This is a genomic window from Polaribacter litoreus (assembly GCF_054584775.1).
This window is the reverse complement of the sequence record NZ_JBTLRD010000002.1, coordinates 72,822-87,711: the sequence shown is the minus strand read 5'-3', so window position 1 is coordinate 87,711 and position 14,890 is coordinate 72,822. Positions and strand designations below refer to the sequence as shown.

General features: G+C 30.5%; 18 protein-coding genes. 17 read left to right on the top strand and 1 reads right to left on the bottom strand.

Going from position 1 to position 14,890, the window contains the following annotated elements; translation table 11 throughout:
* Nucleotides 1-44: 44 nt before the first annotated feature.
* Together ACW9UN_RS01590 and ACW9UN_RS01585 are read left to right on the top strand one after the other, a co-directional pair.
* Nucleotides 45-1,292, top strand: coding sequence for a peptidase U32 family protein (locus tag ACW9UN_RS01590; RefSeq protein ID WP_459483279.1), 1,248 nt, complete (start codon nt 45-47; stop codon nt 1,290-1,292).
* On the top strand, nt 1,292-1,522 hold the full coding sequence (locus ACW9UN_RS01585) for a ferredoxin (RefSeq protein ID WP_459483277.1): 231 nt from the start codon (nt 1,292-1,294) through the stop codon (nt 1,520-1,522). The genes ACW9UN_RS01590 and ACW9UN_RS01585 overlap by 1 nt, the downstream gene beginning before the upstream one ends.
* 213 nt (nt 1,523-1,735) lie before the next feature.
* On the opposite strand, the gene ACW9UN_RS01580 is transcribed toward ACW9UN_RS01585, so the two are convergent.
* The gene (locus tag ACW9UN_RS01580; protein ID WP_459483275.1) at nt 1,736-3,418 is read right to left on the bottom strand and encodes an ELWxxDGT repeat protein; all 1,683 of its coding nucleotides are present in this window, start codon (nt 3,416-3,418) and stop codon (nt 1,736-1,738) included.
* Nucleotides 3,419-4,553: 1,135 nt separating this feature from the next.
* On the opposite strand from ACW9UN_RS01580, the gene ACW9UN_RS01575 reads away from it, so the two are divergent.
* The 15 genes from ACW9UN_RS01575 (at nt 4,554) to ACW9UN_RS01505 (ending at nt 14,884) form a co-directional block, all read left to right on the top strand.
* Complete coding sequence (locus tag ACW9UN_RS01575) at nt 4,554-5,183, top strand: flavin reductase family protein (RefSeq protein WP_459483273.1); 630 nt, start codon at nt 4,554-4,556, stop codon at nt 5,181-5,183.
* Nucleotides 5,180-6,604 (top strand): SDR family oxidoreductase, encoded by a 1,425-nt coding sequence (locus ACW9UN_RS01570; protein ID WP_459483271.1) that lies wholly within the window; start codon nt 5,180-5,182, stop codon nt 6,602-6,604. Before ACW9UN_RS01575 ends, ACW9UN_RS01570 begins: the two co-directional genes overlap by 4 nt.
* A gap of 4 nt (nt 6,605-6,608) precedes the next feature.
* Nucleotides 6,609-6,743 (top strand): DUF2256 domain-containing protein, encoded by a 135-nt coding sequence (locus ACW9UN_RS01565; protein WP_397445838.1) that lies wholly within the window; start codon nt 6,609-6,611, stop codon nt 6,741-6,743.
* Nucleotides 6,719-8,026: a DASH family cryptochrome gene (locus ACW9UN_RS01560; RefSeq protein ID WP_459483269.1), complete on the top strand. Its 1,308-nt coding sequence runs from the start codon at nt 6,719-6,721 to the stop codon at nt 8,024-8,026. The genes ACW9UN_RS01565 and ACW9UN_RS01560 overlap by 25 nt, the downstream gene beginning before the upstream one ends.
* Nucleotide 8,027: 1 nt before the next feature.
* Complete coding sequence (locus ACW9UN_RS01555; protein ID WP_459483267.1) at nt 8,028-9,512, top strand: cryptochrome/photolyase family protein; 1,485 nt, start codon at nt 8,028-8,030, stop codon at nt 9,510-9,512.
* On the top strand, nt 9,505-10,989 hold the full coding sequence (locus ACW9UN_RS01550) for a cryptochrome/deoxyribodipyrimidine photo-lyase family protein (protein ID WP_459483266.1): 1,485 nt from the start codon (nt 9,505-9,507) through the stop codon (nt 10,987-10,989). Before ACW9UN_RS01555 ends, ACW9UN_RS01550 begins: the two co-directional genes overlap by 8 nt.
* Before the next feature lie 92 nt (nt 10,990-11,081).
* Nucleotides 11,082-11,504 carry a hypothetical protein gene (locus ACW9UN_RS01545; RefSeq protein WP_459483264.1) on the top strand — a complete coding sequence of 141 codons (423 nt, stop codon included), beginning with the start codon at nt 11,082-11,084 and terminating at the stop codon, nt 11,502-11,504.
* Nucleotides 11,505-11,780: a TIGR03643 family protein gene (locus ACW9UN_RS01540; RefSeq protein WP_459483263.1), complete on the top strand. Its 276-nt coding sequence runs from the start codon at nt 11,505-11,507 to the stop codon at nt 11,778-11,780.
* A 63-nt stretch (nt 11,781-11,843) separates the two neighbouring features.
* Nucleotides 11,844-12,542, top strand: a complete 699-nt coding sequence (gene folE, locus ACW9UN_RS01535) for a GTP cyclohydrolase I FolE (protein ID WP_459483262.1) — start codon at nt 11,844-11,846, stop codon at nt 12,540-12,542.
* 3 nt (nt 12,543-12,545) lie between these two features.
* Nucleotides 12,546-12,773 (top strand): hypothetical protein, encoded by a 228-nt coding sequence (locus ACW9UN_RS01530; protein WP_459483260.1) that lies wholly within the window; start codon nt 12,546-12,548, stop codon nt 12,771-12,773.
* A gap of 83 nt (nt 12,774-12,856) precedes the next feature.
* On the top strand, nt 12,857-13,072 hold the full coding sequence (locus ACW9UN_RS01525) for a hypothetical protein (protein WP_459483258.1): 216 nt from the start codon (nt 12,857-12,859) through the stop codon (nt 13,070-13,072).
* Nucleotides 13,073-13,078: 6 nt separating this feature from the next.
* On the top strand, nt 13,079-13,762 hold the full coding sequence (locus tag ACW9UN_RS01520) for an SDR family NAD(P)-dependent oxidoreductase (protein ID WP_459483257.1): 684 nt from the start codon (nt 13,079-13,081) through the stop codon (nt 13,760-13,762).
* A 9-nt stretch (nt 13,763-13,771) separates the two neighbouring features.
* A complete protein-coding gene (locus tag ACW9UN_RS01515) occupies nt 13,772-14,245 on the top strand; it encodes a glutathione peroxidase (protein ID WP_459483256.1) in 474 nt (157 codons plus the stop codon).
* A 4-nt stretch (nt 14,246-14,249) separates the two neighbouring features.
* On the top strand, nt 14,250-14,423 hold the full coding sequence (locus ACW9UN_RS01510) for a Lacal_2735 family protein (RefSeq protein WP_459483254.1): 174 nt from the start codon (nt 14,250-14,252) through the stop codon (nt 14,421-14,423).
* The gene (locus ACW9UN_RS01505) at nt 14,423-14,884 is read left to right on the top strand and encodes a TspO/MBR family protein (RefSeq protein WP_459483252.1); all 462 of its coding nucleotides are present in this window, start codon (nt 14,423-14,425) and stop codon (nt 14,882-14,884) included. The genes ACW9UN_RS01510 and ACW9UN_RS01505 overlap by 1 nt, the downstream gene beginning before the upstream one ends.
* Nucleotides 14,885-14,890 lie beyond the last annotated feature (6 nt).

Below are 14,890 nucleotides of genomic sequence, written 5' to 3'. Positions count from 1 at the left end.
AAGCACAAAATAGCTTTGTTGTTCAAAAATTAAAAAATAAAATCATGCAAAAAATCGAATTAATGGCGCCTGCAGGAAACTTCGAAAGTTTACAAGCTGCCTTAGACAATGGTTGTGATTCTATTTATTTTGGAGTAGAACAACTAAATATGCGTGCAAGAGCTTCTATAAATTTTACTTTAGATGATTTAGAAGAGATTGCAAAAAGATGTTCAGAAAAAGACGTAAGAACGTATCTTACCTTAAATACTATTGTTTATGATCACGATTTATCAATTGTAAAAACATTGATAAAAAGAGCTAAAGAAGCAAACATTACAGCTGTAATTGCTATGGATCAGGCTGTAATTTCTATGGCAAGAGAGCAACAAATGGAAGTGCATATATCAACACAAATCAATATAACAAATATTGAAACAGTTAAGTTTTATGCACTTTTTGCAGATACTATTGTGTTGAGTAGAGAATTGAGTTTGCGTCAAGTAAAAAAGATTACAGAGACTATAGAAAGAGAGCAAATAAAAGGACCTTCAGGAAGATTGATAGAAATTGAAATTTTTGGTCACGGAGCTTTGTGTATGGCTGTTTCTGGTAAGTGTTATATGAGTTTGCACTCGTCAAATTCATCTGCAAATAGAGGAGCGTGTAAACAAAATTGCAGAAAAAAATATACAGTTATTGATCAAGAAACGGGTTTTGAAATGGAGTTGGATAATGAATATATTATGTCTCCAAAAGATTTGTGTACCATAGATTTTTTAGATCAAGTTGCAGATGCAGGTATCAAAGTTTTGAAGATTGAAGGAAGAGGAAGAGCACCAGAATATGTTGCCAAAGTAATTAAATGTTACAGAGCTGCCATTGATAGTTTAGCTGCAGGAACTTACGATAAGGAAAAAGTAATTTCTTGGATGCAAGAATTAGAAAAAGTATACAATCGTGGTTTTTGGAATGGTTATTATTTAGGTCAGAAATTGGGCGAATGGAGTAAAAATTCGAGCTCTAACGCAACACAAAAGAAAGTGTATTTAGGTAAAGGAGAACATTATTTTGATAAAGCCAAAATTGGTCAGTTTAAAATTGATGCTTACGATGTAACTATTGGCGATACCATTTTAATTACTGGCCCAACAACAGGTGCAAAAGAAATGGAATTAAAGCAAATGTTTGTAAATGATAAACCATCAGAAAAAGCAACCAAAGGCGATGAAGTTACTATGAAATTAGATTTTAGGATTAGAAGATCTGATAAGTTGTACAAAATTGTAAAAACAGAATTTGCTAAAAACTAATGGTTGTAATTACCTTACAAAGAAACAAATGTATTGGTTGCAATTACTGCGTAGAGGTTGCACCAGAACAGTTTCAAATGTCTAAAAAAGATGGAAAATCTGTGTTGTTACATGCTACAGAAAAGAAAGGCTTTTTTACTATAAAATCTTTTGATGAATCTATTTTTGATACTTCTTTAGAAGCCAAAAAAGCGTGTCCTGTTAAAATAATTGAAGTTAAACAAGTGTAGGCAAAAAGTGATTCTCATGAACGAAATGGAAAGAAAATGTACAAAAGCAAAATACCTAGCCGTAAACATAAAATAAAAGAGGCTGTCTGATGGTTAGCGTTATATGTAATTTCGAGGAGCATCGAAAAATATATACGTTTGATTTTCAATAAATAAGATTTCTTCATTACAGTCTAAATGACAAGTTTTAATACTTTTCAGACAACCTATTTTTTATTGAATTATAATTTTTTTACTGATTAACTCTCCTGTATCTAAAAACAAATTAACCATATAAACACCTTTAGATGCATAAAAACTAACTCGGTTTGCTTTGGATGATATTTGAGGTTGATATACTATTTCTTTACCCAGAATATCATAAATTTTTAAACTTGCTTTTACATCTTTTAGCCCTTTAATATACAGTTGATCAGTGAAGTATATTTGAATTTGATTTAGTTTAAACTCACTTACAGACACTGTATTACTACCTACATATTTATAAAGTTCTCTTCCTAAATCGCTACTTTGTTCTAAGTTTATTAATAATTCATTGGCTGTTGGATAAAATTCATAGAACATTGTATTTCCAGCTCCTTGAGTTAAATCTTGAATAATTTGTGTACCCGATTCTGTTCCATCTGTTTTCCAGAGTTCAGTACCAGTATTGCCAAATTGAGTAGCAACAAAATATAATTCATCTTTAAAAATTGAAAAATAAAAAGGAAAAGATCCATCTAGGGCACTATCATTATCTATATCTATAACTTTAGTAGTACCTGATTCTGTTCCGTCTGTTTTCCAGAGCTCAACGTCATCACCTTCATTTCCTCTAAAATAAAGATCGTCTTTGTAAGGAAACATCTCTAAACTCTCAAAATTAAGATTACTTTTTAATACTCTTGTTCCGTTTAAAGTACCATCAGTTACCAATAAGTTTTCATTTTGTCCTGTTAAAGCGCCTTCAAAAAAAAGAAGTCCATTATGTACTTTTAGTAACTTTTCACTTTTTATTGAGCTGTCAATAGCATTGGTTCCGGCTGTAGTTCCATCCGAAGAAAACAACACATCAGTTGTTCCATCTTTTTTAGTGATAAAAATAGTACTATTTAGCTCTTCTAGATAAAAATCGCCACCTGATGTTCCTTCGTAAAAATCTTTTAACATAAATGTTCCGTTCTCTGTGCCATCTGTTACATATAACTCTCTACCATACTCTGTAGTTTCTGCAGTAAAATACATTTTACCGTCAGTTGCACTAAAAAAATCTTTAGGATCAGATCCTGAAGCACCTGAATTGATGTCTTTTACCAATTTTGTACCAGAAACAGAGCCGTCTGTAACCCAAAGTTCTCTTCCTGATTCGGAATTTTTAGCTACAAAGAATAGTTTATTTCCAATAACCATGTTTTCGTAACCTGATCCTAAAAAACTATATACTTGTATGTCTAAGAACTTATTTGTATTGGCTTGTGTACCCTCTGTAGACCATAAAGTAAAATCGAAGGAATTAAATTGATTGTAAAAGAATATTTTATTATTGAGTACTTGTGGTTTATAAAAATAAGTTTCTGTTAAAAGTGTAAAATTATCACCATCAAAAGCATAAGCACCTTGAACATTATTAATTCTAGCATTAAGATAAAGCATACCATTAAATTCTAATGGTTTATTAGAGGATTTTACCTCATTGTTATTTTGGTCTTTTACCAGTTCTACAATGCCATTAGAATATTTAAACAAATAATTGCTAAAATTTTGCGAAGCTGTAAAATAAACCTGATTTTTATAAGTAATAAAGTTTGTTGAAAAACTATCTTTATTCCCTTCATTAATATCTTTAACCAACTCAATTTGAGCAAAAGCTATTGTGGTTACTACTAAATTAAATACTACTATTAATTTTCTTTTCATATCTCTTCATTTAAAATGTTATTGTAAATTTTAATTATGCTGTTTCAAAAAATTCAAATCTTATTCAATAGATTTTCCTTTTATCACTCTTTAAAATTCTTTTTCATTTTTTTTTAATGTCCTTAGAAACTGTAACCATGTAAATATTTTAGAACACAACTAAAAGTGACAACAATTAAAACAGCATCCATTTCTAAATTGTTAATTCATCCTAGAAAAGAATGCGAAATGAATACTGTTCTGTATTTTTTTAAGTAGGATGAATTAACACTCCAAAAATACTTCTGAAATAAAAGGGAGTAAATAGTGTATTTACCGTATTTAACTACGGTGTTTAAGGTATTTTAGATGTAACTTTTGGGTTTAAAAAGGTTTATTTGCTTGAAATTAAAATTGTTATCTTTTTAAAAATTACTGAAATAAAATATTTTTTGAAAATAGCTCGTGAAGCAAACAGTATCAAAATACTACCAAGATTTTTCCATTTGAGTTGAAAAGACATTCGTTATAAATAATAAAATGGTAATCTAATTCACAAACAGCAGTGCTTAAGACGAACTCAGATTTTAATAATAAAAAAGCACAAAATTTAGTAAATCAAAGGTTATCACACTTAATTAACTAAAATTATTATGCTTTTGATTTTCTGATTCTAAAACTATTGATTTTTTTTTAATCTAGCCGATTTTATAAAAAATATCGCATTTCTAATACTTCATTACCTAACAAACAAAATAGAAAACGAAAAGAGTGAAAGTAAAGTTAAATACCTAAACATATGGATAATTACTACTCTGATTTAGTTTTTACAGTCTTCTTATTGAGTTGCAGAAATCAGTTCTTAAACTAGAATGATGGCCATCAACAGAAAAAAATTTTAACGATAAAGTATTTGGTAAAATCTTTTTTAGAAATGGTATTTTAAAGAGAATCTAGTTGTGCAAAAAAAAACTATACAATTGATTATCAAAAATTAAGATTGCTCAATTACATTTAAAATGACAAGTTTTACTACTTTTTAGACAGCCTTATTTTTTTTATAAACGTCTATAGAAACTTTAACGGCTTTTTTTGTTTAACTTAAAACATCATAAGTTAAACAATTTGTATCTTTGTGTATATATAAAGCAACACAATGCAATTCTTTAGCAATCAAGACATATACAAACTCAACAAAATTTACAGAATCAACTTAATTAATAGTTGCTCTGGTTTTAAATCGGCAAATCTTTTAGGCTCAATTTCTGAGGATGGCAATACCAATGTAGCCGTGTTTAGCTCTGTAACTCATTTAGGCTCAAACCCACCAACATTAGGTTTTATTTTAAGACCAACTACAGTGCCTAGAAATACACATAAAAACTTAAAAGACACAGGGTATTTTACCATAAATCATATTTGGGAAGATGTTTTTGAAGATGCGCATCATACCTCAGCAAAATATCCTGATGCTATTTCAGAATTTGATATGACCAATTTAGAACCCGAATTCAAAGGAAATTTTAAAGCGCCTTTTGTAAAAAATGCACCAGTTCAAATGGCAATGAAGTTTATAGAAGAAATTTACGTACCTTCTAATGATGTAATGCTTGTTGTTGCTCAAATTCAAGAATTATATGTAAAAAACGAACTATTACAAGAAGATGGGTTAATTAACCTATCAAAAGGTAAAGTGGTTACCATAAATGGGTTAGATACTTATGCTATTCCTCAATTTAAAAAACAACTTTCTTACCAAAGACCAAAAGCCACAAAAAATATATGAAAATACTCGTAACAGGTGCAACAGGTTATATAGGTAAACGTTTAATACCACTTTTATTAAATGATGGCCATAAAATCGTATGCCCTGTAAGAGACAAAAAAAGAGCTGAAAATTACTATAAAGAGCAACAAAACATCACACTAATTGAAGCTGATTTTTTAGATGCAAACTCATTAAAAGTAATTCCTAAAGATATAGATGTTGCGTATTATTTAATTCATTCTATGTCTAATTCTGCAAAAGAGTTTCATGTTTTAGAAGAAAAATGCGCATTTAATTTTAAACGATTTGCTGAAACTACCACTATAAAACAAGTTATTTATTTAAGCGGAATTACCAACGACACAAAACTCTCTAAACACTTATTATCAAGAAAAAATGTAGAAAACACCTTAAGGTCTAATAATTATGCTTTAACTACTTTTAAAGCGGGAATTATAGTAGGTTCAGGGAGTTCCTCTTTCGAAATTATTAGAGATTTGGTAGAAAAACTGCCAGCAATGATTGCGCCTAAATGGTTAAATACCAAAACCCAACCCTTATCAATTAGAGATGTGTTGGCCTTTTTACACAAGGCACTTGGTCAAAAAGATTTGTACAATACTTCTTATGATATTTTTGGGCCAGAAGTACTGACTTATAAAACCATGTTATTGCAGTTTGCAGATGTAAGAAAACTAAAACGATCAATTATAACAGTTCCTGTAATGACCCCAAAATTATCTTCATACTGGCTGTATTTTGTTACATCAACCTCATACAAACTAGCAAGTTCTTTGGTTAATTCTATGGGTGTAGAGGTTATTGGTAAAAAAAGTAACATCAATCAAATTTTAGATGTTGAGCCAATGACATATAAACAGGCTGTAAAATTAGCTTTTAAAAAAATTGAACAAAATAGCATTGTTTCGAGTTGGAAAGATTCTTATGTAAGTAGTGGAAAATTAAAAAACTATGTTGGTGAGTTTATCAATGTTCCAAAATTTGGTTGTTTTAAAGATTTTAAGAAACGTAAAGTAAAAGACAGGGCTAAAACCTTAGACAAAATTTGGGCAATTGGTGGCGAAACTGGCTGGTATTATGGAACCTTTCTCTGGAAAATAAGAGGCTTTTTAGATCAGTTTTTTGGTGGTGCAGGCTTGCGTAGAGGCAGAAGACACCCAACAGAACTCAATGCTGGTGATGCTTTAGATTTTTGGCGAGTTATTTATGCGGATAAAGAAAAGGGTAAACTCCTACTCTATGCAGAAATGATTTTACCAGGAGAGGCTTGGCTAGAATTTAATATTGAAGATGGCAAACTACACCAAACCGCAACTTTTAGGCCCACAGGTTTGGCTGGCAGATTGTATTGGTATGCTGTTGTGCCTTTTCATTGGTTTATTTTTAATGGGATGATTAACAAAATTGTAAAAGTGTAATTTTTTGAAAAAACAACATTTACCCACAAAAATATGCATCGTTTGTGAAAGACCTTTTACTTGGCGAAAAAAGTGGGAAAAGAATTGGGAAAACGTTAAATATTGTAGTAAAAAATGCAGCAGCAACAAAAAAAAGTAGGATTAGTTTGGTTTCGTAATAACTTACGAACAAGAGATAATTGTTCTTTACAAAAAGCAGTAACTGAAAACGAAAAGACAATTGCGGTCTATTTTTTTGATCCTAAATATTTTTCTTTGGATGAATTCGGATTTCAAAAAACTGCAAAATTTAGAGCCAAATTTTTGCTTGAAACCATTACTGATTTGCAACAAAGTTTGGCTAAATTAAACATTACACTCCTCACCTATTTTGATCCTCCAGAAAATAAATTAAAACAATTGTGTGATGAATTTTCTGTGGATGCCATCTACACTCAAAAAGAATGGACTCAAGAAGAAATTAACACGAATGAAGCTGTAAAAAAATCGATTCCAAAGATTGATTTTATAGAAGATTATGATCAATTTTTATATCACCCAAATACGGTTTCTAAAAACTTTAGCAACATTCCTAATGTTTTTACGGGTTTTCGAAAAAAATTAGAAAAGTACGTTGCAATTTTAGATGAAGTTGAGATTTCCAAACTTCCTGAACATCATAAAATTGATAATCCAACTACAATTCCAACTCTTAGTGATTTAGGTTTTGAAGATTTTACAATACCGAATAAAACTGCTTTTCCATTTAAAGGCGGAGAAACTGAAGCTTTACAACGATTGAATTATTACTTATTTGAAAGTAAAAAAGTCAGTTTTTACAAAAAAACAAGAAATGGTTTGGTTGGGCTCGATTATGCTACAAAATTTTCTCCTTGGTTGGCAAACGGAAGCCTATCTGCCAAAACCATTTATCATCAAATAAAAAAATACGAAACCGAATTTGATAAAAATCAGTCTACCTATTGGGTGATTTTTGAGTTAATTTGGAGAGATTTTTTCAAATACATTTCTCTAAAATACAACAACAACATCTTTAAAATTGGCGGAATTTTAGAAAGAGAATATCATTGGAATACAGATCAATATATCATTCAAAGTTGGATACATGGAAAAACAAAAGATGATTTTGTAAATGCCAATATGACAGAACTCAAAGAAACTGGATGGATGAGCAACAGAGGCAGGCAAAATGTGGCTTCGTATTTTGCAAAAGAACTCTTGCAAGATTGGCGAATTGGAGCAGCTTATTTCGAATCGCTTTTATTAGATTATGACGTACATAGCAATTATGGCAATTGGATGTATGTGGCTGGAGTGGGCAATGACCCAAGAGATCGAAAATTTAACACACAACTGCAAGCAGAACGTTATGACAGCAATCATAAATTTAGAAATTTATGGTTAGAAAAAACCTTGTTTTAGTATGAATATTACTGAAGTACATATTATTTTTCCACATCAAATTTTTAAAACGAGTGATGTTTTAGAAACGGTTGATGACATTATATTAATTGAAGAATATTTGTTTTTCAATCAGTATAAATTCCATCAACAAAAAATTGCATTTCATAGAGCCAGCATGAAAGCTTATGAAAATTATCTCATCAAACAAGACAAAAAAGTACGTTATATTGATGCCATAGACGAGTTGAGTGATATTCGAAAACTACTGCCAAAATTAGCTGATGATGGCGTTTCTAAAATCCATATTATAGATCCTACAGACAATTGGCTAGAAAAACACATTCATCAATCTAAAGGCAGGCTTGAGATAATTTGGTACAATAATCCATTATTCATCAACAGTAAAGAAAAATTATCATCCTTTTTTAAACCTACCAAAAAGAAATTTTTTCAAACTTCATTTTACAAAAATGAACGAAAAGAAAGAGCTATTTTAATGGATGGTAAAAATCCTACTGGGGGTAAATGGACGTTTGATGACGAAAACAGAAAAAAATATCCGAAAGGAAAAACGCCACCAATAATTCACTTTCCTAAACATACAAATTATCATAAAGAAGCTGCAAAATATGTACACGAAAACTTTGCAGATAATTACGGAAAACTGAATGATTTTGCAGTCTATCCAATTGATTTTGAGTCTGCAGAAAAATGGTTAACACAATTTTTTGAAATTCGATTTCACGAATTCGGTGCTTATGAAGATGCTATAGTGAGAGAAGAACATTTTTTGAATCATAGTTTATTATCGCCTTTAATTAATGTGGGTTTGTTGCATCCTAAAAAAGTCATTGAATTGGCCATTGAATATGCTAATAAAAATGATATCCCTATCAATTCTACTGAAGGATTTGTACGTCAAATTTTGGGTTGGCGAGAATTTATAAGAGGAGTTTATGAAGCAAAAGGAACTGAAGAACGCACCAAAAATTTTTGGAAATTCTCTAGAAAAATTCCAAAATCGTTTTATGATGGAACAACTGGAATTCAGCCTGTAGACGATGTCATCAAAAAAGTAAATAAAACCGCTTATGCACATCATATAGAACGTTTAATGATTTTAGGCAACTTTATGGTATTGTGCGAATTTGACCCAGATGAAGTGTACCAGTGGTTTATGGAGCTTTTTATTGATGCATACGATTGGGTAATGGTGCCAAACGTTTACGGAATGAGTCTGTTTGCAGATGGTGGAATGATGAGCACAAAACCTTACATAAGCAGTAGTAATTACATTATGAAAATGAGTAATTACAAAAAAGGCGATTGGCAACAAACTTGGGATGGTTTGTTTTGGACGTTTATGGACAAACACAGAGACTTTTTTTTAAGTAACCCAAGATTAGGAATGCTAATTAGAACTTTTGACAAGATGAATCAAGAAAAAAAAGAAGTGCATTTTAAAAATGCGAAACAATTTTTTAAAGAATTAGACAATGGCTGATAGAGAAAAAATAAATGTAGTTTGGTTAAAACGAGATTTGCGTTTGCAAGATAATGAAGCGATAAAAAATGCTTTAAAATCAGACAAACGTGTATTATTTTTATATGTTTTTGAAAATTCTTTAATGAACGATCCTCATTACTCAGAGCGCCATTGGGATTTTATAAAACAATCTATTACAGATCTTAATGACGATTTACAAAAATACAATACAAAAGTACTTTCAGTTACTACTGAGGTAATTACTGCGTTTAATCAACTACAAAATTATTATAAGATTGATACCGTTTTTTCGCATCAAGAAACAGGTTTACTAATTACATATAATAGAGACAGAGATTTTGCTAGATACTGCAGAAACAACACAATTAATTGGGTAGAAAACAATAATAATGGCGTTTTAAGAGGTTTATTAAATAGAGAAGATTGGTTTGACAAATGGGATGATTATATGAGTTCGCCCCAATTTACATATCAAATAAAGCCCAAACAATGTATTACTCTAGATGAATTTAAGACGATAGAACAAAGTTTTTTTACCACAAATCTAACTACAGTAAAACATCCTTTTTTTCAAAAAGGAGGTACAAAAACAGCTTGGAAATATGCAGATAGTTTTTTTAAAGAAAGGCATAAAGAATATATGTATCATATTTCTAAACCAGCATTATCTAGAATAAGTTCAAGCAGATTATCACCTTATATTGCATGGGGAAACCTTTCTATTCGCCAAGTTTATCAAAAAGCACTGGCACATAAAACTGAAAAAAACAAACGCTCTTTGGGTGCATTTATATCTAGATTACGCTGGCAAGCTCATTTTATACAAAAATTTGAAATGGAGCATACTATGGAAGAAGCTAGCATAAATAAAGGCTACCATAAACTAAAAAAAAGTATTTCTTTAAGTTACCAAAAAGCTTGGAAAGAAGGCAAAACTGGTTTCCCTTTGGTAGATGCTTCTATGCGTTGCCTAGTAGAAACTGGATATTTAAATTTTAGAATGCGATCTTTACTTGTTTCATTTTTTACTCATATTTTATGGCAACCTTGGCAAGCTGCTACCCACCATTTATCGCAGCAATTTTTAGATTTTGAACCTGGTATACATTTTCCGCAATTACAAATGCAAGCAGCAGAAACAGGCATTAACAACGTGCGTATTTATAACCCCGTTAAAAATAGTTTAGAGCATGATGCAGATGCTGTTTTTATTAAAAAATGGGTTCCTGAGTTGGCAAAATTGCCCTTACCTTTTATTCATGAACCATATTTAATGACGCCTTTAGATCAGCAATTTAATAACTTTACTTTGGGAGAAGATTATCCTTTGCCTATTGTAAATGGATCGTCTGCTCGTAAAAAAGCTAGCGAAATTCTCTTTAATATGAAAAAAAGACTTGATGTACTTCTAGAAAATAAAAGAATCTTAAAAAAGCATACTTTATCTGATAGAAATCAGCTACTTACAGACTAAAAAAGTCAAGATCTTATAGATTCATAATGTTTTGTTAATTTGTGTTTAACCTTTTTTAAAATAAGTTAAACATTCTTATATTTGAAGTAATTATGATTTACAACACAACACATACAAACAAAGAAGCAGACGCCATATTTAACGACTTGTTAGGCAAGCCTTATTCTTTTTTTAAAGCAATTAAATTAGGTGGTGTTGGTTCTAAAAGAATGATGATTGACACTGTTAGCCCAGGTTTTCTAAAGTATATGAATACAGTCTCTGATATCAATTATGGTAATATAGAAATTAGAGAAAAAGGCATTATTGTTCATATAAATAAAGGATTGCAAAACTTTAGTTGGGCAATACCAACTTATCAATTACATATTTATAAAACAAGCGGATTTAGTATTCACGCGCATGGGAATTTTGTTCGTTTCAAAAACAATAAGCTAATGAAAGAAAACAAAAAATTTCTCGACAAAATTATTGATTTAAAAATAGAAAACGACAAATTATACGAATTCTACTAGATGAAGAAATTAAATGAAATTGAAATTGACAGAATTATTGAAATGGCTTGGGAAGACAGAACAACTTTCGAATCCATTCAATTTCAGTTTGGATTGAAAGAACAAGAAGTAATCAATTTGATGCGAAGAGAAATGAAGCCATCAAGCTTTAGAATGTGGAGGAAAAGAGTACAAGGTAGAAAAACAAAGCATCAACAATTAAGAACTTTCGAAAAAGGAAGGTTTAAATGCACAAGACAAAGAACAATATCTAACAACTCTATATCTAAAAGATAATACAAACAGTGCTTTGCCTTTAAGATTAGAGTACTTAAGGACAGCACATTAAAAAGATACAAGATGATTACAGAAGTAACATTAAAAGAAAAAAAAGCATCAGAAAAATTAAATAGTTTTTCGTTTGAAGACATTGGCAACGACCATTTATATACTGGTTTAGAAACACCAATGAAAAAAGATGCTTTTGTACTCTCTGACGAACAAAAGAAGGAAAAAATAACGCATCTATTTTCCGAAATTATGGATGTTATGGGTTTAGATCTTACTGATGATTCTTTAAAAGGAACGCCAAAACGAGTAGCCAAAATGTATATAGATGAAATATTTTCTGGCTTAAATCCAATCAATAAACCAAAAGTAGCTTTGTTTGATAACAAGTACCAATATAACCAAATGTTGGTAGAAAAGAATATCACATTTTATTCCAATTGCGAACACCATTTTGTTCCAATTATTGGTAAAGCACACGTGGCTTACATATCATCGGGTAAAGTAATTGGGTTATCTAAACTAAATAGAATTGTACAATATTATGCCAAAAGACCTCAGGTTCAAGAACGTTTAACCAACCAAATTGCAGAGGAGCTTAAAACTATTTTAGACACCGAAGATGTAGCTGTTATTATAGACGCTAAACATCTATGTGTATCATCTAGAGGAATTAAAGATGATACTTCATCCACAGTAACTTCTTACTTTGGTGGTACATTTAAAAACCAACAAAAAATCGTTGAATTACAAAACACTTTAAAATACTAAGTTATGGAACTTATCGAAAAAGCACTAGAATTCGAAAACAGAAAAATGAGATTTCCAACAACCAGTGATCGTATTTTAGCTTCTAGAGAGGCTAAATCTTTAATACTTGATTTAAATGAAATCTATAAAAAAAATAAAGACCAAAAAATAATGGATATCATGAAACGCTTAACTGCTATAAAACAGCGTATAGAAAAGCGTTTAAAAGGTAAACCGTTAACCGCTGCTTAAAATATAATAAATTCAGATTTTTCTTGCATTTCTAACTTTTATATCTATATTGCCGAATTAGATAAAAATAGAGAAAACAAAGAATGAATTTATTAGAAAGAGCTGTAGAGTTTGAAAACAGAAAGTTTTCATTTAAAACAACCAGCGATCGTATTTTAGCATCAAGAGAAGTAAAAGCTCTTATCTTAGAGCTTAATGAAGTATACAAAGTAGATAAAGATCCGGCTATAATGGATCAAATGAAGCGCTTAACAGCAGTTAAACAAAAAATTGAAAAGCGCTTGAAAGGAAGACCTTAAAGCAATATGAATAAAATTTTAGTTATTGGAGGAAGCAAAGGAATTGGTAATGCAATTGTAAATGCTTTAGTTAGTGAACATCAAATTATTAATATTAGTAGGACTGCTCCTTTGCAGCCTCACAATAACTTGACCCATTATGATGGTGATATTCTTAAAGATGACTTACCAGAAATAGACCAAATAGATACCTTAATCTATTGTCCAGGAAGTATCAACTTAAAACCAATTTCAAGGTTAAAAGCAGAAGATTTTAGAAACGATTTCGAAATAAATGTTATTGGCGCCGTAAAAGCAATACAACATTATTTACCAGCCTTAAAAAAAGGAAATAACCCATCAATTTTATTATTTAGTACAGTTGCTGCAAAACTAGGAATGCCTTTTCATGCTAGTGTGGCTGCTGCTAAATCTGGTGTTGAAGGTTTAACCAAATCTTTAGGTGCAGAATTAGCTCCAACCATTCGTGTAAACGCTATTGCACCCACTGTAACTGATACAGATTTAGCATCTAAATTACTTCGTAATGATCGTATGATAGAAAGTATTAAAGAGCGTCATCCTCTTAAAAAATTCTTAGCCCCAAAAGAAGTAGCAGATTTAGCTGGTTTTTTAATTTCAGATAAAGCTAACTCCATATCAGGTCAAATATTTGAATTGGACTGCGGAATCGTAAGCTTTAAAATATAACTTTTAATTATGACAGATATTTACGCAATTGAGATGAATAGTCTCACCAATAATCCTATACAATTTTCTGATTTTAAAGGGAAACACATTTTATTTGTAAATGTGGCATCTAAGTGTGGTTTTACACCTCAGTACAAAGAATTAGAACAATTGCATAAAGCATATAAAGATAAAATTGTTGTAATCGGAGTGCCTTGTAATCAATTTGGTAAACAAGAGCCTGGATCAGCAGATGAAATTCAAGAATTCTGTCAAGTAAATTATGGTGTATCTTTTCTAATTACTGAAAAAGTTGATGTAAAAGGTCAAAATCAACATCCGCTTTATACTTGGTTAACAAGCAAAAGTTTAAATGGAAAAAAAAGTTCTTCTGTAAAATGGAACTTCCAAAAGTATTTGGTTTCTCCTGAGGGTAAATTGATTGATTATTATTTTTCAATTACCAAACCTACAAGTAAAAAAATTACTAAATTCTTAAACTAAAAATATGTTTGGATTATTTAAAAAGAAATCTGAAGTAGAAAAACTGCAAGAAAAGTATAAAAAATTAATGGAAGAAGGTTATAAATTGCAATCGATCAATAGAAGCGATAGTGATCAAAAATACCTAGAGGCCGATAATTTACTGAAAAAAATTGAAGCGCTACAAGCCAAATCATAATGAAACAAATTAAGCTCACCCTTTTATTTTTAGTGATTAATTTTGGTGGGTTGGCCATTGGAAATTGGTTGATGGATAATGGACCAATGACAGATTGGTATGCAAACCTTAACAAAGCTCCTTGGACACCTCCAGGTTGGGTATTTGGTGTAGCATGGACAACAATTATGATTTGTTTTTCTATTTATTTAGGGAAACTTTTTTTGGTTGATAACTCTCAAAAAATGAAAGTTCTTTTCTTTGTTCAATTTATTTTGAATGTAAGTTGGAATTACCTTTTTTTTAACCAGCACTGGGTATTTTTGGGGCTCGTAAATATTACTTTCCTCACTGCACTATTATGCCTCTATTTCTTTAAATTTAGCACAAAAATAAACCATTATAAATACCTTATACTACCTTACATGATTTGGTTATGTATTGCAACATCATTAAATCTGTACGTGTTAATTTACAATTAAATAAAA

Excerpts from the sequence above, each read along its gene's own strand:
- ACW9UN_RS01590 (WP_459483279.1), top strand. The coding sequence starts at position 45 with ATGCAAAAAATCGAATTAATGGCGCCTGCAGGAAACTTCGAAAGTTTA.
- ACW9UN_RS01585 (WP_459483277.1), top strand. The coding sequence starts at position 1,292 with ATGGTTGTAATTACCTTACAAAGAAACAAATGTATTGGTTGCAATTAC.
- ACW9UN_RS01580 (WP_459483275.1), bottom strand. The coding sequence starts at position 3,418 with ATGAAAAGAAAATTAATAGTAGTATTTAATTTAGTAGTAACCACAATA.
- ACW9UN_RS01575 (WP_459483273.1), top strand. The coding sequence starts at position 4,554 with ATGCAATTCTTTAGCAATCAAGACATATACAAACTCAACAAAATTTAC.
- ACW9UN_RS01570 (WP_459483271.1), top strand. The coding sequence starts at position 5,180 with ATGAAAATACTCGTAACAGGTGCAACAGGTTATATAGGTAAACGTTTA.
- ACW9UN_RS01560 (WP_459483269.1), top strand. The coding sequence starts at position 6,719 with ATGCAGCAGCAACAAAAAAAAGTAGGATTAGTTTGGTTTCGTAATAAC.
- ACW9UN_RS01555 (WP_459483267.1), top strand. The coding sequence starts at position 8,028 with ATGAATATTACTGAAGTACATATTATTTTTCCACATCAAATTTTTAAA.
- ACW9UN_RS01550 (WP_459483266.1), top strand. The coding sequence starts at position 9,505 with ATGGCTGATAGAGAAAAAATAAATGTAGTTTGGTTAAAACGAGATTTG.
- ACW9UN_RS01545 (WP_459483264.1), top strand. The coding sequence starts at position 11,082 with ATGATTTACAACACAACACATACAAACAAAGAAGCAGACGCCATATTT.
- ACW9UN_RS01540 (WP_459483263.1), top strand. The coding sequence starts at position 11,505 with ATGAAGAAATTAAATGAAATTGAAATTGACAGAATTATTGAAATGGCT.
- folE (WP_459483262.1), top strand. The coding sequence starts at position 11,844 with ATGATTACAGAAGTAACATTAAAAGAAAAAAAAGCATCAGAAAAATTA.
- ACW9UN_RS01530 (WP_459483260.1), top strand. The coding sequence starts at position 12,546 with ATGGAACTTATCGAAAAAGCACTAGAATTCGAAAACAGAAAAATGAGA.
- ACW9UN_RS01525 (WP_459483258.1), top strand. The coding sequence starts at position 12,857 with ATGAATTTATTAGAAAGAGCTGTAGAGTTTGAAAACAGAAAGTTTTCA.
- ACW9UN_RS01520 (WP_459483257.1), top strand. The coding sequence starts at position 13,079 with ATGAATAAAATTTTAGTTATTGGAGGAAGCAAAGGAATTGGTAATGCA.
- ACW9UN_RS01515 (WP_459483256.1), top strand. The coding sequence starts at position 13,772 with ATGACAGATATTTACGCAATTGAGATGAATAGTCTCACCAATAATCCT.
- ACW9UN_RS01510 (WP_459483254.1), top strand. The coding sequence starts at position 14,250 with ATGTTTGGATTATTTAAAAAGAAATCTGAAGTAGAAAAACTGCAAGAA.
- ACW9UN_RS01505 (WP_459483252.1), top strand. The coding sequence starts at position 14,423 with ATGAAACAAATTAAGCTCACCCTTTTATTTTTAGTGATTAATTTTGGT.